The sequence below is a fragment of the Microbulbifer harenosus genome (assembly GCF_005771435.1).
Classification (GTDB): domain Bacteria; phylum Pseudomonadota; class Gammaproteobacteria; order Pseudomonadales; family Cellvibrionaceae; genus Microbulbifer; species Microbulbifer harenosus.
The window spans coordinates 1-22,076 of sequence record NZ_VANI01000022.1 but is presented as its reverse complement, the minus strand read 5'-3'; the positions used below and the strand labels follow the sequence as shown (position 1 = coordinate 22,076).

Sequence of the window (22,076 nt, the reverse complement as noted above, 5' to 3'; positions counted from 1 at the left end):
GGTCAGGTTTCCGGTCAGCTACTGCGTACCGCCATCCAGACTCCACTGGCAATCAGAATACTGCCGCCGAACAGGTTCAGTGAGCGGTTTTCGGGTTTATTTTGCAATATTTTTTTGGCGCGTACGGTGATCCATACATAGATCAGCATAACGCCGCCAACAGCGAGGGCGGTTACCACCAATATGGTGACAGCGTCCATCACACCGATGTCATGCATAGGCAGGAATGCCGGAAAGAAACTCAGGTAAAACAGAATTGCCTTGGGGTTGCCCAGAGTGGTGGTAAGACCGAGTAGCAGGCTGCCATAGCGCGAACTCTGTATTTCCGTACCCGGCTGGGTATTGGTCTTGCGACGGGCGCATATAAGGCTGAATCCCATCCACACCAAGTAAGCAGCGCCGAGAAATTTCAACACGACAAAGGCACTGCCCATTGCGTCCGCAATATAAGCGAGCCCTGACAGGCACAGAGCGATAAACACATAATCGCCGAGCACGATACCTACTGACGTCAATACCCCGTGAAGCACACCACCGCTGACGGAACGCGCGACCACCGCGAGTACTCCGGGGCCGGGAATCACCGCGAGAACGACCATGGTTCCGAAAAGTGCCAGCGCACTGATGAGCGTCATTGTAAAGTTCCAGTTCAGAGCCCGCCGGTTACATCGACAAATGTACCGGTGGAGTAAGTGGCTTCATCGAGCAGCCAGGCGATTGCCGATGCGACTTCCTCGGGTTGTCCGCCGCGCGCCAGTGGAATGCGCGGTGCCAACCGCGCCAAGCGGCCGGGTTCGCCGCCGTCGGCGTGCATTTCGGTGGCAATAAATCCCGGGCGCACAGCGTTGACCCGGATGCCCTGGCTGGCAACTTCCTTGCTGAGACCGATGGTCAGTGTATCGACGGCGCCTTTGCTGGCGGCATAGTCTATGTACTCGTTGGGCGATCCGCTGCGCGCCGCACCGGAGGATACATTGACGATGGTGCCGCCGCGACCACCATTTCCGGTGGACATACGCCGGATGGCCTCCCGGCAACAGAGCAGGGTTCCGGTGATATTGGTCCGCAGAATGCGGTTGATACGCTCGGCGGTCATGTGTTCCACCCGCGTCTGCGCCATCAGCATGCCGGCGTTGTTGACCAGCGCGGTGAGTATCCCCAACCGCCGATCGACTTCCACAAACAGCCGCTCCACGTCCTCTTCCCGGGAAATATCCGCCTGCACTGCAATGGCCTTTGCTCCCAAGGCGCCACACGTCTCCAGCACGCTCTGTGCTTCAACTGCTCTTTGTCGATAACTTATGCAGAGGTCGTAGCCTTTTGCGGCCAGTAGTCTGGCGGTAGCGGCGCCAATTCCGCGGCTGCCGCCGGTGATCAGGGCAATCGGTTTCACGGCAACATCAACCCCGCCTCCGCCAGGCGCCCGTGCAGTTCGTCCATGCTGCCGCGGTATTCCCAGTACATGATGCGGCCGTTGGAACCTGTCACCAGCAGATACTGTTCGCTGATGGACTGGATGCGGGTTGGCGCAATCAATTTGGTCTTGAACTCCGGCTCATCGACCTTTTCCACAATTTCGCGATTGTTCTCGTCGTAGCCGTGTACGACGAGGGCGGTGCGGACTTCCAGTTCCAGAAATTTCATGGCAGGTTCCTGTGTGTCGCTTTGTAGGAGCCTGCTTGCAGGGCCCGGGAGAGTGTAAAGCGAGTGCTGCTCGCGGCTCTCTCGGGCGCCCGGCCAAGGATGGCCGGGCCGGAATCTGCCCCAGGGATGGCTGCTTGCGGTATGGCCATTGTTCGCTTGCAAGCAAGCTCCTACAGGGAAATGTTTCAGTAAATGCGCGGGCCGCCGCTGCCATCGGTATCGCTGGCGAGGCTCAGTTCGTCGGCGGCGCTGTTGAGGTACTCGGCGTCGGACTCGGACTTGAGCTTGATCATCAGGCGCAGGTCGTTGGCGGAGTCGGCGTGCGACAGCGCGTCTTCATAGGTGATCTCGCCGCGGTCGTAGAGTTCGTACAGGGCCTGGTCGAAGGTCTGCATGCCCTGTTCCACGGAGCGCTTCATGAGTTCCTTCATTTTGTGCACTTCGCCCTTGCGGATCAGGTCTGACATCAGCGGGGTGTTGATCATGATCTCGAGACAGGCGCGGCGACCGTCGCCGTCCGGTGTCGGTACCAGCTGCTGGGCGACCATGGCGCGCAGGTTCAATGACAGGTCCATCCACAGCTGCTGGTGCCGGTCGGCGGGGAAGAAGTGGATGATGCGGTCCAGCGCCTGGTTGGCGTTGTTGGCGTGCAGGGTACACAGGCACAGGTGGCCGGTTTCGGCGAAGGCGATGGCGTGGTCCATGGTCTCGCGCGAGCGCACCTCGCCGATGAGGATGACGTCGGGGGCCTGACGCAGGGTGTTTTTCAGGGCGGTTTCGAAGGAGTCGGTGTCGAGGCCGACTTCGCGCTGGGTGACGATGCAGCCGCGGTGCTGGTGAATGAATTCGATGGGGTCTTCGATGGAGATGATGTGACCCTTGGAGTGCTCGTTGCGGTGGCCGATCATGGAGGCGAGGGAGGTGGATTTACCGGTGCCGGTGGCGCCCACGAAGATGATGAGGCCGCGCTTGGTCATGGCCAGTTCTTTGAGCTGTTCGGGGAGGCCGAGTCCGTCAATGGTGGGGATTTTGGTTTCGATCCGGCGCAGGACCATGCCGACGAGGTTGCGCTGGAAGAAGGCGGACACCCGGAAGCGGCCGACGTTGCGCAGGGAGATGGCGAAGTTGAGTTCTTTGCTTTCGATGAATTCTTTTTTCTGCCGCTCGTTCATGATGCCGATGACGAGTTCACGGGCTTTCTCCGGGGTGAGCGCGGTGGTGCTGACGGGGACGATTTTGCCGTGCAGTTTGATGGAGGCGGGCACACCGGCGGTGATGAACAGGTCGGATGCGCCTTTTTCAGTCACCAGTTGTAGGAGTCGTTCGATTTCCATTTTTTAGCACCACTTTGGGTTGTTCTATTGCCCGGGGTCCTTTTTAGCAGGTCCGGTGGCGGCCGGGCACCGGGTTCGGGTTTTCAGGACCGCTGTGAATACATCCCTGTACGCTTCGTCGGCAACTTCCCTGTTGCCGACGATCCTGAAAACCCGAACCCGGCACCCGGCCTTCAATTCAGGTTTTTGTACTTCGTAAGCCGTATGACTTTCGACTTGCTCTACTTTTCTTTTCGTCATCCCGGCCTTGAGCCGGGATCCAGTCTTTCCGTCGCTGGAAAACTTCCTCAGAAGTTCTCCGGCATCTTCGCCTTCTCACGCGCCACTTCACGGCTGACAATGCGCCGTTCCACCAGATCCTGCAGGCACTGGTCCATGGTCTGCATGCCGACGCTGGCGCCGGTCTGGATGGCGGAGTACATCTGCGCGATTTTGTCTTCGCGGATGAGGTTACGGATGGCGGGGGTGCCGCGCATGATTTCGTGGGCGGCGACGCGGCCGCCGCCGTTGCGCTTGAGCAGGGTCTGGGAGATTACTGCCTGCAGGGATTCGGAGAGCATGGAGCGCACCATGGACTTTTCCTGCGCGGGGAATACGTCCACCACACGGTCGATGGTTTTGGCGGCGGAGGTGGTGTGCAGGGTGCCGAAGACGAGGTGGCCGGTTTCGGCGGCGGTGAGGGCGAGGCGGATGGTTTCGAGGTCGCGCATCTCACCGACGAGGATGATGTCCGGGTCTTCACGCAGTGCGGAGCGCAGGGCTTCGGAGAAGCCGTGGGTGTCGCGGTGGACTTCCCGCTGGTTGACCAGGCACTTTTTCGATTCGTGTACGAATTCGATCGGGTCTTCGATGGTGAGGATGTGTTCGTACTTGTTGTCGTTGATGTAGTCGATCATCGCGGCGAGGGTGGTGGACTTACCGGAGCCGGTAGGGCCGGTGACGAGGACCAGGCCGCGTGGGGTGTCGGAGATCTGTTTGAACACTTGGCCCATTCCCAGGTCTTCCATGGTGAGCACCTTGGAGGGAATGGTCCGGAATACGGCGCCGGCGCCGCGGTTGTGGTTGAAGGCGTTGACCCGGAAGCGGGCGACGCCGGGGACTTCGAAGGAGAAGTCGGTCTCGAGGAACTCTTCGTAATCCTTGCGCTGCTTGTCGTTCATGATCTCGTAGATCAGGCCGTGCACCTGCTTGTGCTCCATGGGCGGCAGGTTGATGCGGCGGACGTCGCCGTCGACCCGGATCATGGGCGGCAGGCCGGCGGAGAGGTGCAAGTCGGAGGCGTTCTGCTTGGCGCTGAAGGCGAGGAGTTCTGTAATGTCCATACTGCTACCTTTATTGTTCTCTTAACTTACTCTTGTCGATATGACGCGGGCGCAGTGAGCGCATAGAATGCCCGCCGAGCAAAATTTGGGTCCCAGTATATGCGCAAAGGGTCTATCGCCGAAAACCTCAATTCCGTGACTGAGCGGATCGTCACAGCCTGCCGGTTTTGTGACCGCAAGACGGATGCTGTAACCCTGCTGGCGGTGTCGAAAACCCGTCCGGCGGCGGACCTGCGCGCGGCGTTTGCCGCCGGTCAGCGGCATTTCGGAGAGAATTATCTGCAGGAAGCGCTGGAGAAACAGGAGGCGCTGACTGACCTGGATATCGTGTGGCATTTCATCGGCCCGCTGCAGTCCAACAAGACCCGGGATGTGGCGACGCATTTTCACTGGCTGCACACCGTGGACCGCCTCAAGGTGGCGAGACGCCTGTCGGAACAGCGCCCGGGCGCGCTGCCGCCTCTGAATGTCTGTCTGCAGGTCAATATCGACGGGGAAGACAGTAAATCCGGCGTGGCCCCGGAGGCGCTGCCGGCACTGGCGGCGGCGGTGGCGGAGCTGCCAAACCTGCGGCTGCGGGGGCTGATGGCGATTCCGGCGCCGCGTGGAGAGAACGAGGATCAGCGGGTTCCGTTCCGGCGGTTGGCGGCGCTGCTGGAGGCGTTGCAGCGACAGTTACCGGAGCAGCCGCTGGATACCCTGTCCATGGGGATGTCCGGGGATATGGAGGCGGCAATATTCAGTGGTGCCACTATAGTGCGTATCGGCACGGACATCTTCGGTGCCAGGAAATAGCGGCCGCGTACTGCGGTGTATTGAAAGCGTGAATTCACAAGGAGTCAGCGATGTCTCAACACAGAATGGTTTTTATCGGCGGCGCGGGGAATATGGCCGGCGCGGTGATCGGCGGCATGGTGGCCAGTGGATACCCCGCGGACAACATCATGGCGACCGGCCGCGATGAGCAGAAGCTGCGCGACTTTGTCGCGCGCACTGGTGTGCGCGGCAGTACCGATAACCACATCGCCATTCGCGACGCCGACGTCATCGTGCTGTCGGTCAAGCCGCAGGGAATGAAGGATGTGTGCGAGTCCATCGCGGCCGATGTGAGCGTTCGCAAACCCCTGGTGATTACCCTGGCGGCGGGTATTCCACTCGCCGCCTACCAGCGCTGGCTGGGTGCCGGCGTGCCGATCATTCGCGCCATGCCGAATACCCCGGCGCTGGTGGGCACCGGCGTGACCGGCCTATACGCGGGCGAAGGCGTCACCAGTGAGCACAGATCCGTCGCCACACAGATGGCGGATGCGGTGGGCATCGCCCTGTGGGTGGAGGAGGAATCCGGTATCGATCAGGTGATTGCGGTGTCCGGCTCCGGCCCCGCCTACTATTTCCAGTTTATGGAATCCATGATCGACGCGGCGGAGAAGGCCGGCATGAAGCGCGCCGACGCCGAGCGCCTAACCTTGCAAACCGCACTGGGCGCGGCGAAACTTGCGGTGGCAAGCCAGGTGGACGTCGCGCAACTGAAGCGCAACGTTATGTCGCCGAATGGCACCACCGAGCGCGCGATCAAGCGCTTTCAGGAGGGCGGCCTGCCGCAGCTGGTTGCGCAGGCGATGGGCGACTGCGCCGCGCGCGCGGCGGAAATGGCACAAGAACTGGATAACTAACAGGCTGTTGAAAAAGGTCATTCCGGCCTTTTTTAACAGCCCGCGAACAAGGACTATTGATGGTCAGCACCTTCAGCAATATCGGCGTATTCATTCTCGCCACCCTCGGCATCCTGTATCTGTTTGCGGTGCTGCTGCGCTTCATGCTGCAGCTGGCGCGGGCGGATTTTTACAATCCCATTTCCCAGGGCATCGTGAAGATTACTAACCCGCTGTTGCGTCCGCTGCGCAAGATCGTCCCCGGCTTTTTCGGCCTGGATATGGCCTCACTGGTGCTCGCGTTGCTGGTGGGCTGGGTAATGATTCTTGGGGCGGGGTTTCTCGCCGGTGTCGGTATGCTGAACCCTCTGTCGGCGCTGCTGTGGTCTTTGCTCGGCTGCCTGATGACGCTGATCGCGATCCTGTTTGTAGGCATGCTGATTTCCATTGTGGTCAGTTGGGTCGCACCTCACAGCGCTAACCCCGCATTGGTTCTGCTGCGGCAGTTGCTGGAGCCGGTGTACGCGCCGGTGCGCAAGATCATCCCGCCGCTGGGGGTGATCGACATCAGCCCGATCTTTGTATTTATCCTGCTGACGGTAGCTGACAAGCTGCTTTTGGGGTTTGCCCAGAGTGCCGCAATGCCGCAGCTGGTTTACAACCTGTTCTGGCACATCCCCTTTTAACGGAGTTCCTGAGAACGAGTGCACAAGCGCCTTGCGGCAGCCGGCGGCGCTGGAGCGCCGGCCATTCGCTCGCTGCGTTTCAGGTATCCGTCGGCTGGCACAAGAACCCCAACCAGTTCGCGAAACGCCAGTTATGGGCTTTCGCTCGCCGTCGGCATACTGGAAAATGATTTGAATACACCGAAGCAGTAACAATAAGAACACTAAACATGGAAGATGCGACCTTGCGCCAGCACATTGCCGATTACGACCGGTGGAAAAAGGGCCTCGATACCCAGTTCAGCCGCTTCAGCCATTGGCTGGAAGAGCACTTCCCCAACTCTGCCGGTGCCCGTCAGGTGGTTCAGCAGGCACGCCAGCTGCTGGTGGACGACCAGTTCACCGTGGCGTTGGTGGGGGAGTTTTCCCGCGGGAAAACCGAACTGATCAACGCGCTGTTGTCCCACACCTACGGCAAGCGTCTGCTGCCGTCGCGCCCCGGGCGCACCACCATGTGCCCCACGGAAATCCTCTGCGACGGCACCGAGCAGGCCTCGGTGCGCCTGCTGCCCATCGAGACGCTTGCCACCAATACCAGTCTTGAGAGCTTCCGCCGCATTCCACAGAAGTGGGTGAATTTCGACTTCGACCCGGACGACGCCGAGGCCACCCGCGATGCTCTGATGAAAGTCGCCTCCACCAAGGCGGTGACCCCGGAAGAGGCCGCCCGCTACGGTTTCGACCGCCGCCACCTGGACGGCAACGGCAACCTGGTGCAGATCCCCGCCTGGCGCTACGCGCTGATTTCCCTGCCGCATCCGCTGCTGGCACAGGGCCTGCGCATCATTGATACCCCGGGATTGAATGCACTGGGCAACGAGCCCGAACTGACCCTGTCTACGCTGCCTGGTGCCCAGGCGGTGGCCTTCCTGCTCTCCGCCGATGCCGGTGTCAGCGGCACCGACCTGAACATGTGGGAAACCCATCTGGTGCCGCTCAAGGAGCACCGCGGCACCGCAGTGATGGCGTTGCTGAACAAGATCGACGTTCTGTGGGATGACCCGGACGAAGATTGTGAGCAGATGCTGCGCAAGATGCGCGCGGAAGTGAGCAAGCTGCTGGATCTGCCGCAGGAGAGTGTGGTTGGCGTTTCCGCCAAGAAAGCGCTGCTGGCACGCGCCGAGCACGATCCGATACTGCTGCAGCAGAGTCGCTTCGGGGACTTTGAACAGCTGTTGGTGCAACGGCTGCTGGATCACCGCCAGAAAGTCGCCAACCACCGCTCGCTGCACCAGGCACTGATGCTGATGGCGGATACCCGCGACCTGCTGAAGCGCCGGCTGAATAGTGGCCGCGCCACCCTTGAGCACCTGAAGCGTCACGCCGGTACCAGCCCGGATCAGGTCGAGGAGCTGAAGCAATTGCATCAGACGGCCAAGGAGCAGCACAAGTACTGTCACCAGGAACTGCTGACGCTGAAATCCAGCCAGCGCATGCTCTCCCGCCAGCGCGCCTCGCTGCTGGCGCCGGTGTCCAGCCAGCAGCTGCAGCAACTGATTGATGAGACCCGTCATGCGCTGAACGAGCGCTGGTCCCCGCTGGGACTGGCGCGGGCGATTGACGGGTTCATGGGTGGGGTGGAGCACCAGTTGGCCAACCTGGAGCGCGAGGTGGATCAGGCCAACCGGCTGGTGGACGCGATCTATGAGCGCTCCAGCCTGAGCAATATCAATCCCGCGGAACATCATTTCGATGTTGCCGGCTTCCGCGCTGCCCTGCGCGGTCTGCATCGCCAGGCTGCCCAGCTGCGCCGCTCGCCGCAACTGTTGCTGGCCCGTCGCAACCGCCTCACAGAGCGCTTTATAGCGACACTGGCCAATGAAGTGGGGCGGGTATACAGCCAGATGATTTCCGCGGTGGACGGTTGGCTGGAGCAGGTGCTGGAGCCGCTGAAGCAGCATGTGCAGTACCAAAAACATCTGCTGAACCGCCATCTAATCAAGCTGACGGAGTTGAAGCAGAAAACCCAGAGCAAGCGCACAGATCTGCGCGCGCTGGAGGAGGAGTTGTTGCGCAACCACAGCGCGCTCGGTGCACTGGAAGATCTGCTCAAGCAGACTCAGGCCGCGCCGCAGCCAATTGCGCCGGCGCCGCGCGCCACCAATGTCACGCCGATGAAGATCCCCGCCAACAGTTAACTGTACTCGCTGTCGGCTTCGGCAACTTTGCTCTGGTTCAGCACCGGTTCACCGGATGCTGTCTCCCTGTGCAATGTTTCGATAAAGGCGTCGATGTGCGCGTGCGTTATATGCGGGTCCATCATGGCCGCTGTTTCCGCCGCCAGCGGCTCCATCCTCTCCGCCCGCTCGTCGATCAGGTGGGCAGCCGTCAGCCACGCCGTTCGCAAACCCCTCTCCTTGCGTCGCGAAAACTGCTGGAAGTGCCATATGGTATTTGCCCGCAGCAGCGCACTGTTGCCACTGTGTAGCGCTCGCACTTCCTCCCTGAAATGATGCGCTGCTTCATTTCCCATCTTTGTCGGATAGCGCCGGAAGCTTACCAGCGGGCTGGTGGCGCCCGGAAACAGAACATGGTTGTCGCCATATTCCTGCAAGCGGGTTTTCAGGTAACAGGCGCGGTCGATGCTCCCGGCGGCAAGGTGTTGCAGACCGTGTTCTCCCAGCTCCGTAAAAGACGCGACCAATCCCTCCAGGCTATACAGCTTGGTGGCGCTGGCCGGGGATGAAACGCGCTGCGGAAAACCGGAATCGGGCTTGGATTCCAGTCGGGTTGTAACCGTGTCGGGCACCAGAAGGCGCAGTTGCTTGTAATTCTTGACGATCAGCAGGGAAAGCGGCAGAGGGGAATATCCCCAGCGACCGAGATTGATGGAGCAGCTGTCGCTCTGCGCGCAGGCAGCCAGTGCGCCGCGAATGGATTCGATAGCGGTCGAAGCGCGTTCTGGTAGCACCAGGGGATTGCGGCGAAAGTCGTAATTCCGGAACAGCAATAGAGGCCAGTGCAGCGGAATATCCAGACGTATATGCGGTCGGTTGAGCACGCCATACTGCTGCCGCAAGCGGTCGGTCTCCTCTAATATCGCCGCTACCGGATCGGATGCGCCGGTATAAAGCTGCCCTGTGCTGAGCAAAATGCCGCCGATTGCAATCCCCCGGCGAAAGCAGCTCTCAAGGTAGTTCATCACCCTGTCGACGTCAGTTTCTCCATCAGTACGGGTGGGAATTCGCGTAAGGCTTTGCCGGGAAAGCAAGCTCATCGTAAGGTAAGCCTCGACAGAGCTGCAGTATCTGCCGGAGATGATGAGGCGAGAGTCGCGGCCTTGGTGGCTGACCATTTCATGACTGCCGTGGGCGAGCAGGAATCCGTACCACTGGGTCAGGTCGTGGCTGAGATCAAATACGCCGGAAGTATCGATTCTGCTGTAGCCCAGTAGCCGGGATATCCTGTCCAACAGCTCATACTCGCGAAACCGGATGCGTGTTTCCACGTCTCCGCTATCCGCCCTCTGTGACAGCGCGCTCTGGACTGCGGTAACAGCGCTGCGGCAGGATGGTGCAAAATCCAAAAAAGGCCTGGTTGCAATCCGCCTGTCTTTTGTCGGCAAAGAAAATTCCCGGCGAATGACTTTATCCAGATTCTCTGCAACAGCATCGTTGCTGAAGCTCGACATCCCCACCGCTCCAATTTTTCGTGTTGCAGGTAATTTACCGGTAAAGCGGCATGTTGTATTTACCGGTCCAAATCGGACGCAAATCTCATTTCCATAGTGCTTACTACTTAGGTATATCGGACGAACGATCGAAAATCGGGTGACAAATTTCCCGCTATTGAACAGATTGGTCGAGCTCCGCCGAGCGACGGTCGCCTTACGCAAATGTTCAAATAGGGAGGATTAAACAGTGGAAGTTACTGCCGACGTAAAGGTTGCTGACGTTGATTATGAAGCGTCACGCGTTCCTGCAAAGGGAAGGTATTCGGAGCAGGCGCGACAGGAGTGCTTGCAGTTTTTGCAGCAAAAAACAAAAGTACCTCTGGTGGAGGTGGGCCGCTGCACAAAGATGCGTACGCTGGGTCGAGGAACATACCGCAGAAATTCGAGAACAGGCGCTGAGAGCGTCCCGTCATGCGGAGCTGGTTGCACTGGAACCCTCAGTGCTCGGGCGTACTGTGCATCTGACGTTTGAATACACCTGCGGCGATGCCAGTGGCCAGAACATGGTGACGGCGTGCACCTGGTCGGCGTGCCAATACATTCGAGCACAACTCGCACAGAGCACTCTAATGCCGCTGAAGAGCTTTGCCATTGAGACCGGGCATTCCGGTGACAAGCGCGTCACGGGTTTAACTTTGTCACGGGGGCGGGGCATCCGAGTGACCGCGGAGTGCGTATTGCCGGCACAGGTTTTACGTGACGAGTTGAAAGTTGAGCCCGCGGCGTTGGACAAGTACTTTCGCTTGCTTTCGTCTTCGGAAGCGGCTGCAGGGAGTGTGGGTTGCTGTATCAATATTGCTAACTCTATTGCCGGTGTGTTTATCGCTACCGGCCAGGATATTGCCTGTGTGCATGAGTCTTCTGTGGGAATTTTTCACCTTGAATTACAGGCGGATTCGAGTATATATGCGAGTATCACGCTTCCGTGTCTGGTGGTAGGTACGGTTGGTGGGGGGACCGGGGTGCCGCAGCAGAATGAATGTCTGCAAATGTTTGGCTGTGCGGGAGCGGGCAAGGTCATGCGGTTCGCTGAGTGTATTGCCGCGTATTGTATGGGGCTGGAGCTGTCAACGATGTCTGCTCTCGCCTCGGATCAGTTCGCCCAGGCCCACGAGCGCATGGGGCGCAACCGTCCGCAGTGATCTGAGGGCATCGGTCGCGGCGATGTATGGCTGACTGGTTTGCTCAACCAAATCCGAAGACCTCAAAATTCAACAGGCTTTCCTTCACGGCGGCGCCGCCGGGATGTCCCTTGATACTGTTGTCGCTGCCGATTACGCGATGACAGGGCAGAATGATTGGCAGGGGGTTGGCGCGGATGGCCTGCCCCACTGCGCGAACGCTCTCCGGCCGGCCGAGGCTGTGTGCCAGTTGACCGTACGTCCAGGTTTGGCCGAATGGGATATCCCGCAATTTGCGCCACACCATTTTCTGAAACTCGGTGCCAACATGCCGGCACGGCAGGTCAATTTCGCGGCGCTCGCAGCGAAAGTACTGTTGCAGCTGTTCGTGGCAGCGCAGCAGCAGCGGTGTCCCGTGTTGCTGCCAGCTGGGCTCGATTCTGTTCTGATCTATGGCAGACGCGAAACGCAGTGCGGCTAGTGACGATTGGTCAGCAGCGACGATTACCTGGCCGACCGGGGTATCGAACTCCTGGTAAAACAACATCGTGAACCCTCGTGCTCCAACCTTCCGTGGTCGAGGAGATAGTACGGCTTTTTTTCTTTGCGGGTGAAGGGGGCGGGCCCAGAGTTGGCGCCGCAAACTGCCCGAATTTACTGGGCTCCGCCAGTGTGATACGGGGTTAATTCGCTGGGTGTTTTCCCGTACACTGCGCTCCTCTCAGTATTGCGGAAGCTTCCTGTGCCATCGGAAACAGCCAAATCCCAACACCATCGTCTCAGCGCCGGGTCGGTCGGTCTGGTCGAGCCTAAACGTCACACCTTTCCCGGGCCGTTCAAGCTGGCCTGCGGCCGCGTTCTGGATGAATACACGCTGGTGTATGAAACCTATGGCACCCTGAATGCCGATAAAAGCAATGGTGTGCTGATCTGTCATGCGCTTTCCGGCCACCACCATGCTGCGGGTTACCACAGTGAAAGCGACAAGCGTCCAGGCTGGTGGGATCACTATATCGGCCCAGGCAAGCCCATCGACACCGACAAGTTTTATGTAGTGGCGCTGAACAATCTCGGCGGCTGTCACGGCTCCACCGGCCCTGCGTCCATCAATCCAGCCAGCGGTAAACCGTGGGGCCCGGACTTCCCGCCGCTGCGCGCACGGGATTGGGTGCACAGTCAGGCGCAGCTCGCGGATCTTTTGGGTATTGAACAGTGGGCGGCGGTGGTGGGCGGCAGTCTCGGCGGTATGCAGGCGATGCGCTGGTCGCTGGAGTATCCACAGCGGCTGCGTCACTGCGTGGTCATTGCCTCGGCGATGAAACTCTCCGCGCAGAATATCGCGTTCAACGAGACCGCCCGCCAGGCGATCACGTCCGATCCCGACTTCTGCGACGGGCGTTATCTGGAGGCGAACACGCTGCCACGCCACGGCCTGGCGGTGGCGCGTATGATCGGGCATATCACTTATCTTTCCGACGACGGCCTCGGTAAGAAGTTCGGGCGCGAACTGCGCTCCGGCACTTTCCAGCAGGGCGTTGAGGAACTGGTGGAATTCCAGGTGCAGAGTTATTTGCGCTATCAGGGTGATTCCTTTTCCGGCAGTTTTGATCCGAACACTTACATTCTGATGACCCGCGCCCTGGATTATTTTGACCTGGCGCGCGAGTACGATGACGATCCGGTAAAGGCATTTTCCCACGCGTGCTGCAAGTTCCTGTTGGTGTCGTTCACGTCCGACTGGCGTTTTGCACCGGAGCGCTCGCGGGAAATTGCCGATGCGCTAATGCACGCCAATGTTCCCGTCACCTACGCGGAAGTGGAGTCGCCCATGGGGCACGACGCCTTTCTGTTGCCCAATGAGCGCTATGAGAAGGTATTTGCTGCATATATGAATAATGTCGCCGGCGAAGTTCGCGCGGAGGTGTCGGTATGACGCGCAAGGATCTCGACATTATTGCCGACTGGGTTGCGCCCAAGTCCCGGGTGCTGGATCTCGGTTGTGGTGACGGCGAGCTGTTGGTGCGGCTCGCGCAGCAGAAAGGGGTCAGCGCTTATGGCCTCGAGATCGACCCGGAACAGATCCAGAAGTGTGTCGAGCGCGGCGTGAGCGTGGTAGAACAGAACCTGGACAAGGGGCTTGCCAACTTTTCAGACCAGAGTTTCGACACCGTTGTCATGACCCAGGCGTTGCAGACGCTGCGGTTTCCCCACCTGGTGGTGGAAGAAATGCTGCGGGTAGGGCGGGAATGCATTATCACTTTTCCCAACTTCGGACAGTGGAGAGCGCGCTGGCATCTGGCGTTTTCCGGGCGCATGCCGGTCTCCGACTTATTGCCTTACGAATGGTACGACACACCTAATATTCACTTTTGTACTTTCAAGGATTTCGAAGTACTTTGTCGTGACCACCACTGGCGGATACTGCACCGGCAGGTGGTTTCTGAGTCGCCGGTTTCCGCGATGTTGAAAGATTTTTTACCGAATCTGTTCGGTGAAACGGCGATTTACCATCTGACTCGCTAATATTGTCCACAAGAAGGTTGTAAAGCGCGTCATCGCAGGCTTTTACTGAGAGCGCTCTGGCGGCGAGGCGACGACAACATATGAAAATATTCAGGAGGACGCTGTGAAACGTCTGTTTGCTGCTTTTATTTCCATAGCCCTGCTGTTGTGGGCGGCCGCAGCGGCGGCGCAGGGCGCCAAAATTATCGAAAACTTCCAGGACTTCGGTGATTACCGGGTCACCTACTCGGTGTTCAACAGCGATTTTATTTCCCCTGATATCGCCCGCCAGTACAATCTGGTGCGCGCCCGGGACCGTGCATTCGTCAATATTTCTGTGAGCAAGAAGGGCGATTTGAAGGGCATGAGCGCTGGCGTCTCTGGCAATGCCACCAATCTCATCCAGCAGTCCCGATCGCTGGATTTTCAGGAGATTCGCGATCAGGATGCCGTGTATTACCTGGCGCCCTTCCGTTTTGAACACGAAGAGACTCTCACATTCAATATTGACCTGGTACTGCCGGACGGCAGCACCCAGGAGCTCACCTTCCGCCGCCAACTGCACAAGAACTGAGCTGCGGTAGGCGGTATTGCCGCGGCACATATGCTCGCGGTCGGCACATTTCGGTAGTCAATCACCCATGGACAAGATCGTTCTCGCCAGCGGCAACGCGGGCAAACTGAGAGAGTTTTCCCAGCTGTTTGCAGGCTGGCAGATTGCGGTATTGCCGCAGTCAGCGTTCGTTGCTGAGGAGGCGGTCGAGACCGGCCTCAGTTTTATTGAGAACGCGTTGATCAAGGCACGCCACGCCAGTCGCGCCAGTGGTTTGCCGGCGCTGGCGGATGATTCCGGACTCGCGGTTGATGCGCTCGACGGTGCTCCGGGAATATTCTCCGCGCGCTATGCCGGTGCCGACGCCAGCGACGACGACAACAATCGCAAACTTTTGGACGCTCTGGAAAATGTGCCAGCGGATCGTCGCACCGCCAGTTTTCATTGTGCACTGGCTTTTGTGCGCACCCCGGAAGACCCGGTGCCGCTGGTGTGTACCGCGCGCTGGCAAGGGATGATTCTGGAGAGTCCCGCGGGTGATCAGGGCTTCGGTTACGACCCGCTGTTCTATGTTCCCTCGGAAAAGTTGACTTCTGCTCAGCTGCCGCGAGAGGTGAAGAACCGCCTCAGCCACCGCGCCCAGGCAGTAAGGAAATTCGAACAACTGTGGCACGAGGAGATGGTGTTGCCGGAAAAGCCGGCGGTGGGCGACGCCGGCAAGATGTTGTTCTGACCTATGCCCGAGATCAACGATTTGCTCCCGCTGCGGCTGCCGCCGCTCAGTCTCTACGTGCATATCCCCTGGTGTGTCCGCAAATGCCCGTATTGTGATTTCAATTCTCACGAATTTGCCGCGGGCGAACATATAGCGACGCACCATACTACGGGAACGGAGCCCGACGGGGGGCAGTTGCCGGAAGTGGACTATGTGGATCAGCTGGAGCGGGATTTACGCAGCCAACTGCCCTGGGTGCAGGGGCGGAAACTGGGCTCGATCTTTTTTGGCGGCGGTACGCCGAGCCTGTTTTCGCCGGCCGCGATCGGACGGATTCTGGATCTGGCGGAATCCCTGGTGGGCTTTCACGAGGGCATCGAAATTACCCTGGAGGCCAATCCGGGCACCTTTGAGCAGGCCAAGTTTGCCGGCTATCGCAGCGCCGGTGTCAATCGCCTTTCTATCGGCGTGCAGAGTTTCGACCCGCTGCAGCTGCGCAATCTGGGGCGTATCCACAGTGGATCCGAGGCGGTGACGGCCGCCACCCAGGCGCGCAGCGCCGGTTTCCACAATATCAACATCGACCTGATGCACGGCTTGCCGGGACAGTCGGAGACCGATGCACTGCGGGACCTGCAGCGCGCGGTGGAGCTGGGTGTTGAACACCTTTCCTGGTATCAGCTGACCATTGAGCCCAACACCGCTTTTTACTCCGCACCGCCGGTAACGCCCGGCTCGGAGCAAATTGCGGCCATCCAGCAGGCGGGCCGCGCATATCTGGCCGAGCAGGGTTACAGCCGCTACGAGGTCTCCGCCTATAGCCGTGCCGGCCTCGCCTCGCGGCACAATCTGAATTACTGGTCTTTTGCCGACTATATCGGCATCGGTGCTGGCGCCCACGGCAAGTTCACCCTGACCGAAAGCGGTCGTATCATCCGAACCCAGCGTACCCGCGCCCCGCGGGACTACCTGGCTCTGGGCTGTGGTATGGGAGAGGGCGGGCTCGAATTTCCCACCCCGAAAGTCAGCGAGGTGGCTCCTGCAGAGCGGCCACTGGAGTTCCTGATGAACTCCCTGAGACTGACGGCGGGGGTCCCGGCCGACACCTTTCCGGCGTATACCGGCGTGCCGCTGGCGGCATTGGCGCGGGAGTGGGCGTCGCTACAGGCCATGGAGCTGGTTGCCCCCATTGGCCCGGACATCGTTACCACCCCCTTTGGTTACGACTACATCGACGAAATACTGCAACGCTTCCTGCGGGCGAAGTGAGCGCGCTGTTGAACGGTACTTGAAAAGCGGCCAGGCGCCCGCATATACGCTCAAACGCCAATCATGGCGGAAGCATTTGCCTTGCGGGACCCGCGGACCCTACTTATCATGTCTGCCGGCGCAGCCGCTGGGCCCAAAGAACCAGAACCACAGGAAACCACTATGAGCGCGAATATCGTCAACGTTACCGATGCAGAATTTGAAGCCGAAGTACTCAAGGCCGAAGGCCCTGTACTGGTAGACTTCTGGGCGCAGTGGTGCGGCCCCTGCAAGATGATTGCGCCGGTTCTGGAAGACCTGGCCGGTCACTACGGCGACAAACTGAAAGTTGTCAAAGTGGACGTGGATGCCAACAAGGAAGCTGCGGCCAAGTACAACGTGCGCGGTATTCCCACCCTGCTGCTGTTCAAGGGCGGCAATGTGGAAGGCACCAAGGTCGGCGCTCTGTCCCGTGCACAGCTGACCGAGTTCATCGACAGCCAGATCTGATTCCCCGGGTCCGAGTCCCTGTCCTGAGGCGCCTGGTGCGCCCCAGGACGTTGGCGAGGGTTTCCAGCGCGGAAGTTCCCGATAACAGAGGCTGCCGGCGTGTGAAATAGGCCTTGCAGGATGCGGAACTGCCGTTATACTGCCTAGTAATCAAGTTAACTGTTCAGTCCAGATCTGAGCCAAGTCGCCAACCCCGCTGTCGATCCAGCCTCTCCGGCGCAAACTCCTCAAGTTGAACGACCCCTACCTGGCGCCTTTGCCAAATCAAGCGTGCCACTGGTGAGCGGTAATCCGTTTTCCGAAGAGTGATGAATTGCGTGCGGTCAGCCAGTCCGTCGACAGATCTTTACGGGCAATATCAACATCGAACTTTCAACTCCCCCCGCAGAAACATCCGGCGCGTCCGCGCCAACGGATAGCAGAAACCTTAATAAAGCAATTGGTATGAACCTTTCTGAATTAAAAACAAAACCCATTGAAGAACTGATTGAAATTGCCAAAGGCATGGGGTTGGAAAACCTCGCCCGTTCGCGCAAACAGGACATCATTTTCAATATCCTCAAGCGCCACGCCAAAAGCGGCGAAGACATATACGGCGAAGGCGTATTGGAAATTCTTCAGGATGGGTTTGGTTTCCTGCGGTCAGCCGATTCCTCCTACCTAGCCGGCCCCGATGATATCTATGTTTCCCCCAGCCAGATTCGCCGCTTCAACCTCCGCACCGGCGACTCCATTTCCGGCAAGATCCGCCCCCCCAAAGAAGGCGAGCGCTATTTTGCCCTGCTGAAAGTCAGCGATATCAATTTCGACAAGCCGGAAAACGCCCGCAACAAGATACTGTTCGAAAACCTCACGCCGCTGTTTCCCAATGAACGCCTCACCCTCGAGTGCGGAAATGGCTCCTCCGAAGACCTTATCGGCCGCATCATCGACCTGATCGCACCTATCGGCAAAGGCCAGCGCGGCCTGATCGTGGCGCCGCCTAAAGCCGGTAAAACCATCATGTTGCAGAACATGGCCCAGGCCATCACCCGCAACAACCCGGAGTGCCACCTGATCGTTCTGCTGATCGACGAGCGCCCGGAAGAAGTTACCGAGATGCAGCGCTCCGTGCGCGGTGAAGTGGTCGCGTCCACCTTCGACGAGCCGCCGGCCCGCCACGTACAGGTCGCGGAAATGGTGATCGAGAAGGCCAAACGCCTTGTGGAGCACAAGAAAGACGTAGTGATCCTGCTGGACTCCATCACCCGTCTGGCGCGGGCCTACAACACCACCGTACCGAGCTCCGGCAAGGTATTGACCGGTGGTGTGGATGCGCACGCGCTGGAGCGCCCGAAGCGCTTCTTTGGTGCCGCACGGAACATCGAGGAAGGCGGCAGTCTGTCCATCATCGCCACCGCTCTGGTGGATACCGGTTCCAAAATGGACGAAGTTATCTTCGAGGAGTTCAAAGGTACCGGTAACATGGAGTTGCAGTTGGATCGCAAGATTGCCGAGAAGCGCGTCTATCCGGCCATCAACGTCCGCCGCTCCGGTACTCGCCGTGAAGAACTGCTAATGCCGGAAGGCGAGCTGCAGCGCGTGTGGATTCTGCGCAAGTTGCTACACGATATGGAAGATCTTGCTGGCACTGAATTCCTGATTGATAAATTGAAGGACTTCAAAACCAACGACGAGTTCTTCCTTTCCATGAAACGGAAATAACTTTTCAACGAACAAGGGCTGACGGTTTGCGTCGGCCTTTTTTCTATTGTTTGGATAAATGTTGCAATGCGACGAATGAGGCGGGAAATTACGCCGATTCCTGTTGAAATAGCAGGGCGTTAGGCATATAAAGGCCAGCATTGCGGCGTAAATAACCAATGTTTACGCCAACCGAATTGGTCACAGGCGGCTGGGAAGTCGGCTGATTCCAGACCAATCTCAAGTGGATAACGTGGTGGAGCTGGTTATCCAATTGTGAATGCTCGACAGCCCACTTACCTCTAGTGAGACTTTTTTGTGAATATCTATATCGGAAATCTGGCCTACGGCGTAACCTCTGACGATCTGCACCAAGCTTTCGGTGCGTTCGGTGAAATCTCCCGGGCTACTGTAATCACTGACCGGGAAACTGGCCGTTCTAAAGGTTTTGGTTTCGTAGAAATGCCTAACGACGACGAAGCGCGTAAGGCTATCGAAGAAATGAATGACAAGCCGCTGTCTGGCCGTAACATCCGTGTTAACGAAGCCAAGCCGCGCGAAGACCGTGGCGGCGACCGCCCACGTCGTCCTCGCTTCTAAGTTTCTACTTAGATGCTCGACAACCCGCAGCGAGTGCTGCGGGTTGTTTAACTCCTCCTTTTCGTCTTTCGCCATACCTCCCCGGTACGGCGCGCCGTTCCTGTTTGTTTGCTCCCGCCTTCCAATTTTCCCCATTTGATCCGGACTGTTTTACACTTGGTCGCTAAATTTTCTCGTCGACCGGTAACACATGAAATACAAAGACCTGCGCGACTTTATCCATTTGTTGGAGAAGCGTGGCTTGCTGAAACGCATCAAGTATCCAGTCAGCCCATATCTGGAGATGACGGAAATCGCCGACCGTGTATTGCGCGCTGGCGGCCCCGCGCTGCTATTTGAAAATCCCACCGGCTACGACACCCCGGTACTTGCCAATCTATTCGGTACCCCGGAGCGTGTTGCGCTCGGCATGGGGCGGGACACGGTCAGTGAGCTCAGAGAAGTCGGTGAGCTGCTCGCCTTTCTAAAGGAGCCCCAGCCACCGGCAGGATTAAAGGACGCCTGGGAAAAGCTGCCTGTTTTCAAACAGGTCATGAATATGAGCCCGAAGGTGGTGAATAGGGCGGAGTGCCAGGAGATAGAGCTGGACTGCGACGACATAGATCTCACCCGACTGCCGATCCAGACCTGCTGGCCCGGCGATGCCGCACCGCTCGTCACCTGGCCTCTGGTTATTACCCGTGGCCCCGAGAAGAAGCGCCAGAATCTCGGTATCTACCGAATGCAGCTGATCGGCAAAAACCGTTTGATTATGCGCTGGCTCTCGCACCGCGGCGGCGCACTGGACTTCCGTGACTGGCAGCAAAAATTTCCAGGAGAACCCTTTCCTATAGCCGTGGCGCTTGGGGCCGATCCGGCCACTATCCTCGGTGCCGTTACGCCGGTGCCGGATACCCTCTCTGAATACGCGTTTGCCGGGCTCCTGCGCGGAAGTAAAACCGAAGTCGCCGAAGCGAAGCTCAGCAACTTGCATGTGCCCGCAAGCGCCGAATTTGTACTGGAGGGCTTCATCTATCCGGAAGACATGGCGGATGAAGGTCCGTATGGTGATCACACCGGCTACTACAACGAGGTCGACCGCTTCCCGGTATTCACGGTGGAAAAAATCACCCATCGTAAAGACCCTATTTACCACAGCACCTACACCGGTCGCCCACCGGACGAGCCCGCCGTTCTGGGCGAGGCATTAAACGAAGTTTTTGTTCCCATACTGCGCAAACAATTCCCCGAAATCGTCGATTTCTATCTTCCCCCAGAAGGCTGCTCCTACCGCCTGGCCGTCGTCACCATGAAAAAACAGTATCCTGGTCACGCCAAGCGGGTAATGATGGGCGTGTGGTCTTTCCTACGGCAATTTATGTACACAAAGTTTGTCATCGTCACCGATGACGACGTCAATGCCAGAGACTGGAAGGACGTAATATGGGCAATGACCACGCGTATGGACCCTGCACGCGATACCGTCATGGTGGAAAACACACCCATCGACTATCTCGACTTCGCTTCCCCGGTTTCCGGACTCGGCTCGAAAATCGGGTTTGATGCCACCAACAAATGGGAAGGAGAAACAACCCGAGAGTGGGGAAGACCCATCGTCAAAGATTCGCAGGTAACCCAGCGGGTGGATGAAATCTGGAGTAAGCTCGGTCTGTAACAAAATTTGAACGGCGAAAGGGAATTCGCCGATGATTTCAGGGAATGAGTGATGAAAGTAATAAAAACAATGCGTCCCAGCGAGCGCGGAGCCAAAAGATTTCTTGAACGATATGGCGAGCGCTTGTGCACTGTACGTTACCGTGCATCAGATTGCGGCACTACGGTGTACACGACCGTGGAGGTCATTGTTGATGCCAGACCGCGGTCTGCCGAGGGAGTCAGTTCAAACTACCCCAACGCAGTCCGTCAAGCGGAAGCGGTAGCGCTCAAAATTAGCTATGAAGAAACCGAACAGCGGCGCGCAATCAAACATGCCGGTGGCAAATGGAGTCGACAGATACAAGCCTGGATTACACGCCGCGACGAGGCGATAAAACTCGGACTTGCTCACCGGATTGAAGAAGGCCTTGTTGAACTATGTACCGATATTGACTGGAGCGTGGAGATTTAGGTTATATATAGACACGGGTGTGCATATCTAGACATCATTCTCCAATCTCTGTGTCTATATATGCACACGCTCATTATTAAAATGTTAAGCATCATGAATGAAGAATCGGTAATCGTCACAAATTTCGTGATATATGAAGGCGAAGACATAATATGTCAATGCGGATTTCAGGTTCTAGAATCAGGAAATTTCAATGTATTTCCCTCTACTAGAGGAGGTGAGTTCGCAGTAGCCAGTTCATATCATGGCACAATCTGTAGCGTTGATCTTTCCTATAGCAAAGGCGGCGAATTAGTACATTCTCTCAAGCTCGAAATTCCGATAAACAAAACAAAAATAAAGTGGAAAGAAATTAGTTTTGGAAAAGAATTTAAATTGTTTTATCGTAGTGGAATTCAGCCCCCGGTTAAAATTAGGCGCTCTAGTTAGGGGATTTTAAAAACTCTAGAGCGAGAGCAGCGCTTAACAAACGCAAGCAGTTTGCTCCGGCCCTACGGGCCTCCGCGGGACGCCCAACGCTATGCACATTTTGTGCGGGTCGCTGCGCTCCCAGTTTCGCACAAAATGTGCACAGCATTGGTCGCCCCTGTTGCGGGCGTTAAATGCCACTAGAAAAATAATGTGCCTCTGTAAATTACAACCAAAACTAGTCGATATCAGTAACTCGCATACGGAGTTCAAATCCAA

At 58.0% G+C, this 22,076-nt stretch carries 22 protein-coding genes; 15 read left to right on the top strand and 7 right to left on the bottom strand.

Annotated elements, in window-relative coordinates; genetic code table 11:
• Nucleotides 1-14: 14 nt before the first annotated feature.
• The 5 genes from FDY93_RS17760 to FDY93_RS17740 all read right to left on the bottom strand — a co-directional run bounded on the left by FDY93_RS17760 (nucleotide 15) and on the right by FDY93_RS17740 (nucleotide 4,300).
• Nucleotides 15-635 carry a LysE family translocator gene (locus FDY93_RS17760; protein ID WP_138237097.1) on the bottom strand — a complete coding sequence of 207 codons (621 nt, stop codon included), beginning with the start codon at nucleotides 633-635 and terminating at the stop codon, nucleotides 15-17.
• A 14-nt stretch (nucleotides 636-649) separates the two neighbouring features.
• A complete protein-coding gene (locus FDY93_RS17755) occupies nucleotides 650-1,393 on the bottom strand; it encodes an SDR family oxidoreductase (protein ID WP_138237096.1) in 744 nt (247 codons plus the stop codon).
• Nucleotides 1,390-1,644 (bottom strand): hypothetical protein, encoded by a 255-nt coding sequence (locus FDY93_RS17750; protein WP_138237095.1) that lies wholly within the window; start codon nucleotides 1,642-1,644, stop codon nucleotides 1,390-1,392. The genes FDY93_RS17755 and FDY93_RS17750 overlap by 4 nt, the downstream gene beginning before the upstream one ends.
• 185 nt (nucleotides 1,645-1,829) lie before the next feature.
• On the bottom strand, nucleotides 1,830-2,978 hold the full coding sequence (locus tag FDY93_RS17745; RefSeq protein WP_138237094.1) for a PilT/PilU family type 4a pilus ATPase: 1,149 nt from the start codon (nucleotides 2,976-2,978) through the stop codon (nucleotides 1,830-1,832).
• Nucleotides 2,979-3,265: 287 nt separating this feature from the next.
• Nucleotides 3,266-4,300: a type IV pilus twitching motility protein PilT gene (locus FDY93_RS17740; RefSeq protein ID WP_138237093.1), complete on the bottom strand. Its 1,035-nt coding sequence runs from the start codon at nucleotides 4,298-4,300 to the stop codon at nucleotides 3,266-3,268.
• A 99-nt stretch (nucleotides 4,301-4,399) separates the two neighbouring features.
• On the opposite strand from FDY93_RS17740, the gene FDY93_RS17735 reads away from it, so the two are divergent.
• The 4 genes from FDY93_RS17735 (at nucleotide 4,400) to FDY93_RS17720 (ending at nucleotide 8,815) form a co-directional block, all read left to right on the top strand.
• The gene (locus FDY93_RS17735) at nucleotides 4,400-5,095 is read left to right on the top strand and encodes a YggS family pyridoxal phosphate-dependent enzyme (protein WP_138237092.1); all 696 of its coding nucleotides are present in this window, start codon (nucleotides 4,400-4,402) and stop codon (nucleotides 5,093-5,095) included.
• A gap of 50 nt (nucleotides 5,096-5,145) precedes the next feature.
• Nucleotides 5,146-5,973 carry a pyrroline-5-carboxylate reductase gene (gene proC, locus FDY93_RS17730; protein WP_240914004.1) on the top strand — a complete coding sequence of 276 codons (828 nt, stop codon included), beginning with the start codon at nucleotides 5,146-5,148 and terminating at the stop codon, nucleotides 5,971-5,973.
• A 59-nt stretch (nucleotides 5,974-6,032) separates the two neighbouring features.
• Nucleotides 6,033-6,638 carry a YggT family protein gene (locus FDY93_RS17725; RefSeq protein WP_138237091.1) on the top strand — a complete coding sequence of 202 codons (606 nt, stop codon included), beginning with the start codon at nucleotides 6,033-6,035 and terminating at the stop codon, nucleotides 6,636-6,638.
• Between the two features lie 209 nt (nucleotides 6,639-6,847).
• Nucleotides 6,848-8,815, top strand: a complete 1,968-nt coding sequence (locus tag FDY93_RS17720; protein WP_138237090.1) for a dynamin family protein — start codon at nucleotides 6,848-6,850, stop codon at nucleotides 8,813-8,815.
• On the opposite strand, the gene FDY93_RS17715 is transcribed toward FDY93_RS17720, so the two are convergent.
• On the bottom strand, nucleotides 8,812-10,512 hold the full coding sequence (locus FDY93_RS17715) for a hypothetical protein (protein ID WP_138237089.1): 1,701 nt from the start codon (nucleotides 10,510-10,512) through the stop codon (nucleotides 8,812-8,814). The two genes, FDY93_RS17720 and FDY93_RS17715, sit on opposite strands and share 4 nt — an antisense overlap.
• A gap of 65 nt (nucleotides 10,513-10,577) precedes the next feature.
• On the opposite strand from FDY93_RS17715, the gene FDY93_RS17710 reads away from it, so the two are divergent.
• Entirely contained in the window at nucleotides 10,578-11,492 is a 915-nt protein-coding gene (locus tag FDY93_RS17710; protein ID WP_246068640.1) for a hypothetical protein, read from the top strand.
• 43 nt (nucleotides 11,493-11,535) lie between these two features.
• Here the strand turns inward: FDY93_RS17710 and FDY93_RS17705 are convergent, their stop codons facing one another.
• A complete protein-coding gene (locus FDY93_RS17705; RefSeq protein ID WP_138237087.1) occupies nucleotides 11,536-12,018 on the bottom strand; it encodes a methylated-DNA--[protein]-cysteine S-methyltransferase in 483 nt (160 codons plus the stop codon).
• A 195-nt stretch (nucleotides 12,019-12,213) separates the two neighbouring features.
• On the opposite strand from FDY93_RS17705, the gene metX reads away from it, so the two are divergent.
• The 10 genes from metX to FDY93_RS17655 all read left to right on the top strand — a co-directional run bounded on the left by metX (nucleotide 12,214) and on the right by FDY93_RS17655 (nucleotide 21,389).
• On the top strand, nucleotides 12,214-13,404 hold the full coding sequence (gene metX / locus FDY93_RS17700; RefSeq protein ID WP_138237086.1) for a homoserine O-succinyltransferase MetX: 1,191 nt from the start codon (nucleotides 12,214-12,216) through the stop codon (nucleotides 13,402-13,404).
• The gene (gene metW / locus FDY93_RS17695) at nucleotides 13,401-13,994 is read left to right on the top strand and encodes a methionine biosynthesis protein MetW (RefSeq protein ID WP_138237085.1); all 594 of its coding nucleotides are present in this window, start codon (nucleotides 13,401-13,403) and stop codon (nucleotides 13,992-13,994) included. The genes metX and metW overlap by 4 nt, the downstream gene beginning before the upstream one ends.
• A 103-nt stretch (nucleotides 13,995-14,097) precedes the next feature.
• Entirely contained in the window at nucleotides 14,098-14,547 is a 450-nt protein-coding gene (locus FDY93_RS17690) for a DUF4426 domain-containing protein (protein WP_138237084.1), read from the top strand.
• A gap of 67 nt (nucleotides 14,548-14,614) precedes the next feature.
• Nucleotides 14,615-15,259: an RdgB/HAM1 family non-canonical purine NTP pyrophosphatase gene (gene rdgB, locus FDY93_RS17685; protein ID WP_138237083.1), complete on the top strand. Its 645-nt coding sequence runs from the start codon at nucleotides 14,615-14,617 to the stop codon at nucleotides 15,257-15,259.
• A gap of 3 nt (nucleotides 15,260-15,262) precedes the next feature.
• Nucleotides 15,263-16,510: a radical SAM family heme chaperone HemW gene (gene hemW, locus FDY93_RS17680; protein ID WP_138237082.1), complete on the top strand. Its 1,248-nt coding sequence runs from the start codon at nucleotides 15,263-15,265 to the stop codon at nucleotides 16,508-16,510.
• Between the two features lie 162 nt (nucleotides 16,511-16,672).
• Entirely contained in the window at nucleotides 16,673-16,999 is a 327-nt protein-coding gene (trxA, locus tag FDY93_RS17675) for a thioredoxin TrxA (protein ID WP_138237081.1), read from the top strand.
• 444 nt (nucleotides 17,000-17,443) lie between these two features.
• The gene (gene rho / locus FDY93_RS17670; RefSeq protein ID WP_138237080.1) at nucleotides 17,444-18,703 is read left to right on the top strand and encodes a transcription termination factor Rho; all 1,260 of its coding nucleotides are present in this window, start codon (nucleotides 17,444-17,446) and stop codon (nucleotides 18,701-18,703) included.
• Between the two features lie 297 nt (nucleotides 18,704-19,000).
• The gene (locus tag FDY93_RS17665; protein WP_105102742.1) at nucleotides 19,001-19,282 is read left to right on the top strand and encodes an RNA recognition motif domain-containing protein; all 282 of its coding nucleotides are present in this window, start codon (nucleotides 19,001-19,003) and stop codon (nucleotides 19,280-19,282) included.
• A gap of 190 nt (nucleotides 19,283-19,472) precedes the next feature.
• On the top strand, nucleotides 19,473-20,936 hold the full coding sequence (ubiD, locus tag FDY93_RS17660) for a 4-hydroxy-3-polyprenylbenzoate decarboxylase (protein ID WP_138237079.1): 1,464 nt from the start codon (nucleotides 19,473-19,475) through the stop codon (nucleotides 20,934-20,936).
• Between the two features lie 51 nt (nucleotides 20,937-20,987).
• On the top strand, nucleotides 20,988-21,389 hold the full coding sequence (locus tag FDY93_RS17655; RefSeq protein WP_138237078.1) for a hypothetical protein: 402 nt from the start codon (nucleotides 20,988-20,990) through the stop codon (nucleotides 21,387-21,389).
• Nucleotides 21,390-22,076: the final 687 nt, after the last annotated feature.

Bases quoted from the DNA above. Each gene is read 5' to 3' on its own strand.
- FDY93_RS17760 (WP_138237097.1), bottom strand. From the start codon at position 635: ATGACGCTCATCAGTGCGCTGGCACTTTTCGGAACCATGGTCGTTCTC.
- FDY93_RS17750 (WP_138237095.1), bottom strand. From the start codon at position 1,644: ATGAAATTTCTGGAACTGGAAGTCCGCACCGCCCTCGTCGTACACGGC.
- FDY93_RS17745 (WP_138237094.1), bottom strand. From the start codon at position 2,978: ATGGAAATCGAACGACTCCTACAACTGGTGACTGAAAAAGGCGCATCC.
- FDY93_RS17740 (WP_138237093.1), bottom strand. From the start codon at position 4,300: ATGGACATTACAGAACTCCTCGCCTTCAGCGCCAAGCAGAACGCCTCC.
- FDY93_RS17735 (WP_138237092.1), top strand. From the start codon at position 4,400: ATGCGCAAAGGGTCTATCGCCGAAAACCTCAATTCCGTGACTGAGCGG.
- proC (WP_240914004.1), top strand. From the start codon at position 5,146: ATGTCTCAACACAGAATGGTTTTTATCGGCGGCGCGGGGAATATGGCC.
- FDY93_RS17725 (WP_138237091.1), top strand. From the start codon at position 6,033: ATGGTCAGCACCTTCAGCAATATCGGCGTATTCATTCTCGCCACCCTC.
- FDY93_RS17720 (WP_138237090.1), top strand. From the start codon at position 6,848: ATGGAAGATGCGACCTTGCGCCAGCACATTGCCGATTACGACCGGTGG.
- FDY93_RS17710 (WP_246068640.1), top strand. From the start codon at position 10,578: ATGAAGCGTCACGCGTTCCTGCAAAGGGAAGGTATTCGGAGCAGGCGC.
- FDY93_RS17705 (WP_138237087.1), bottom strand. From the start codon at position 12,018: ATGTTGTTTTACCAGGAGTTCGATACCCCGGTCGGCCAGGTAATCGTC.
- metW (WP_138237085.1), top strand. From the start codon at position 13,401: ATGACGCGCAAGGATCTCGACATTATTGCCGACTGGGTTGCGCCCAAG.
- rdgB (WP_138237083.1), top strand. From the start codon at position 14,615: ATGGACAAGATCGTTCTCGCCAGCGGCAACGCGGGCAAACTGAGAGAG.
- hemW (WP_138237082.1), top strand. From the start codon at position 15,263: ATGCCCGAGATCAACGATTTGCTCCCGCTGCGGCTGCCGCCGCTCAGT.
- trxA (WP_138237081.1), top strand. From the start codon at position 16,673: ATGAGCGCGAATATCGTCAACGTTACCGATGCAGAATTTGAAGCCGAA.
- rho (WP_138237080.1), top strand. From the start codon at position 17,444: ATGAACCTTTCTGAATTAAAAACAAAACCCATTGAAGAACTGATTGAA.
- ubiD (WP_138237079.1), top strand. From the start codon at position 19,473: ATGAAATACAAAGACCTGCGCGACTTTATCCATTTGTTGGAGAAGCGT.
- FDY93_RS17655 (WP_138237078.1), top strand. From the start codon at position 20,988: ATGAAAGTAATAAAAACAATGCGTCCCAGCGAGCGCGGAGCCAAAAGA.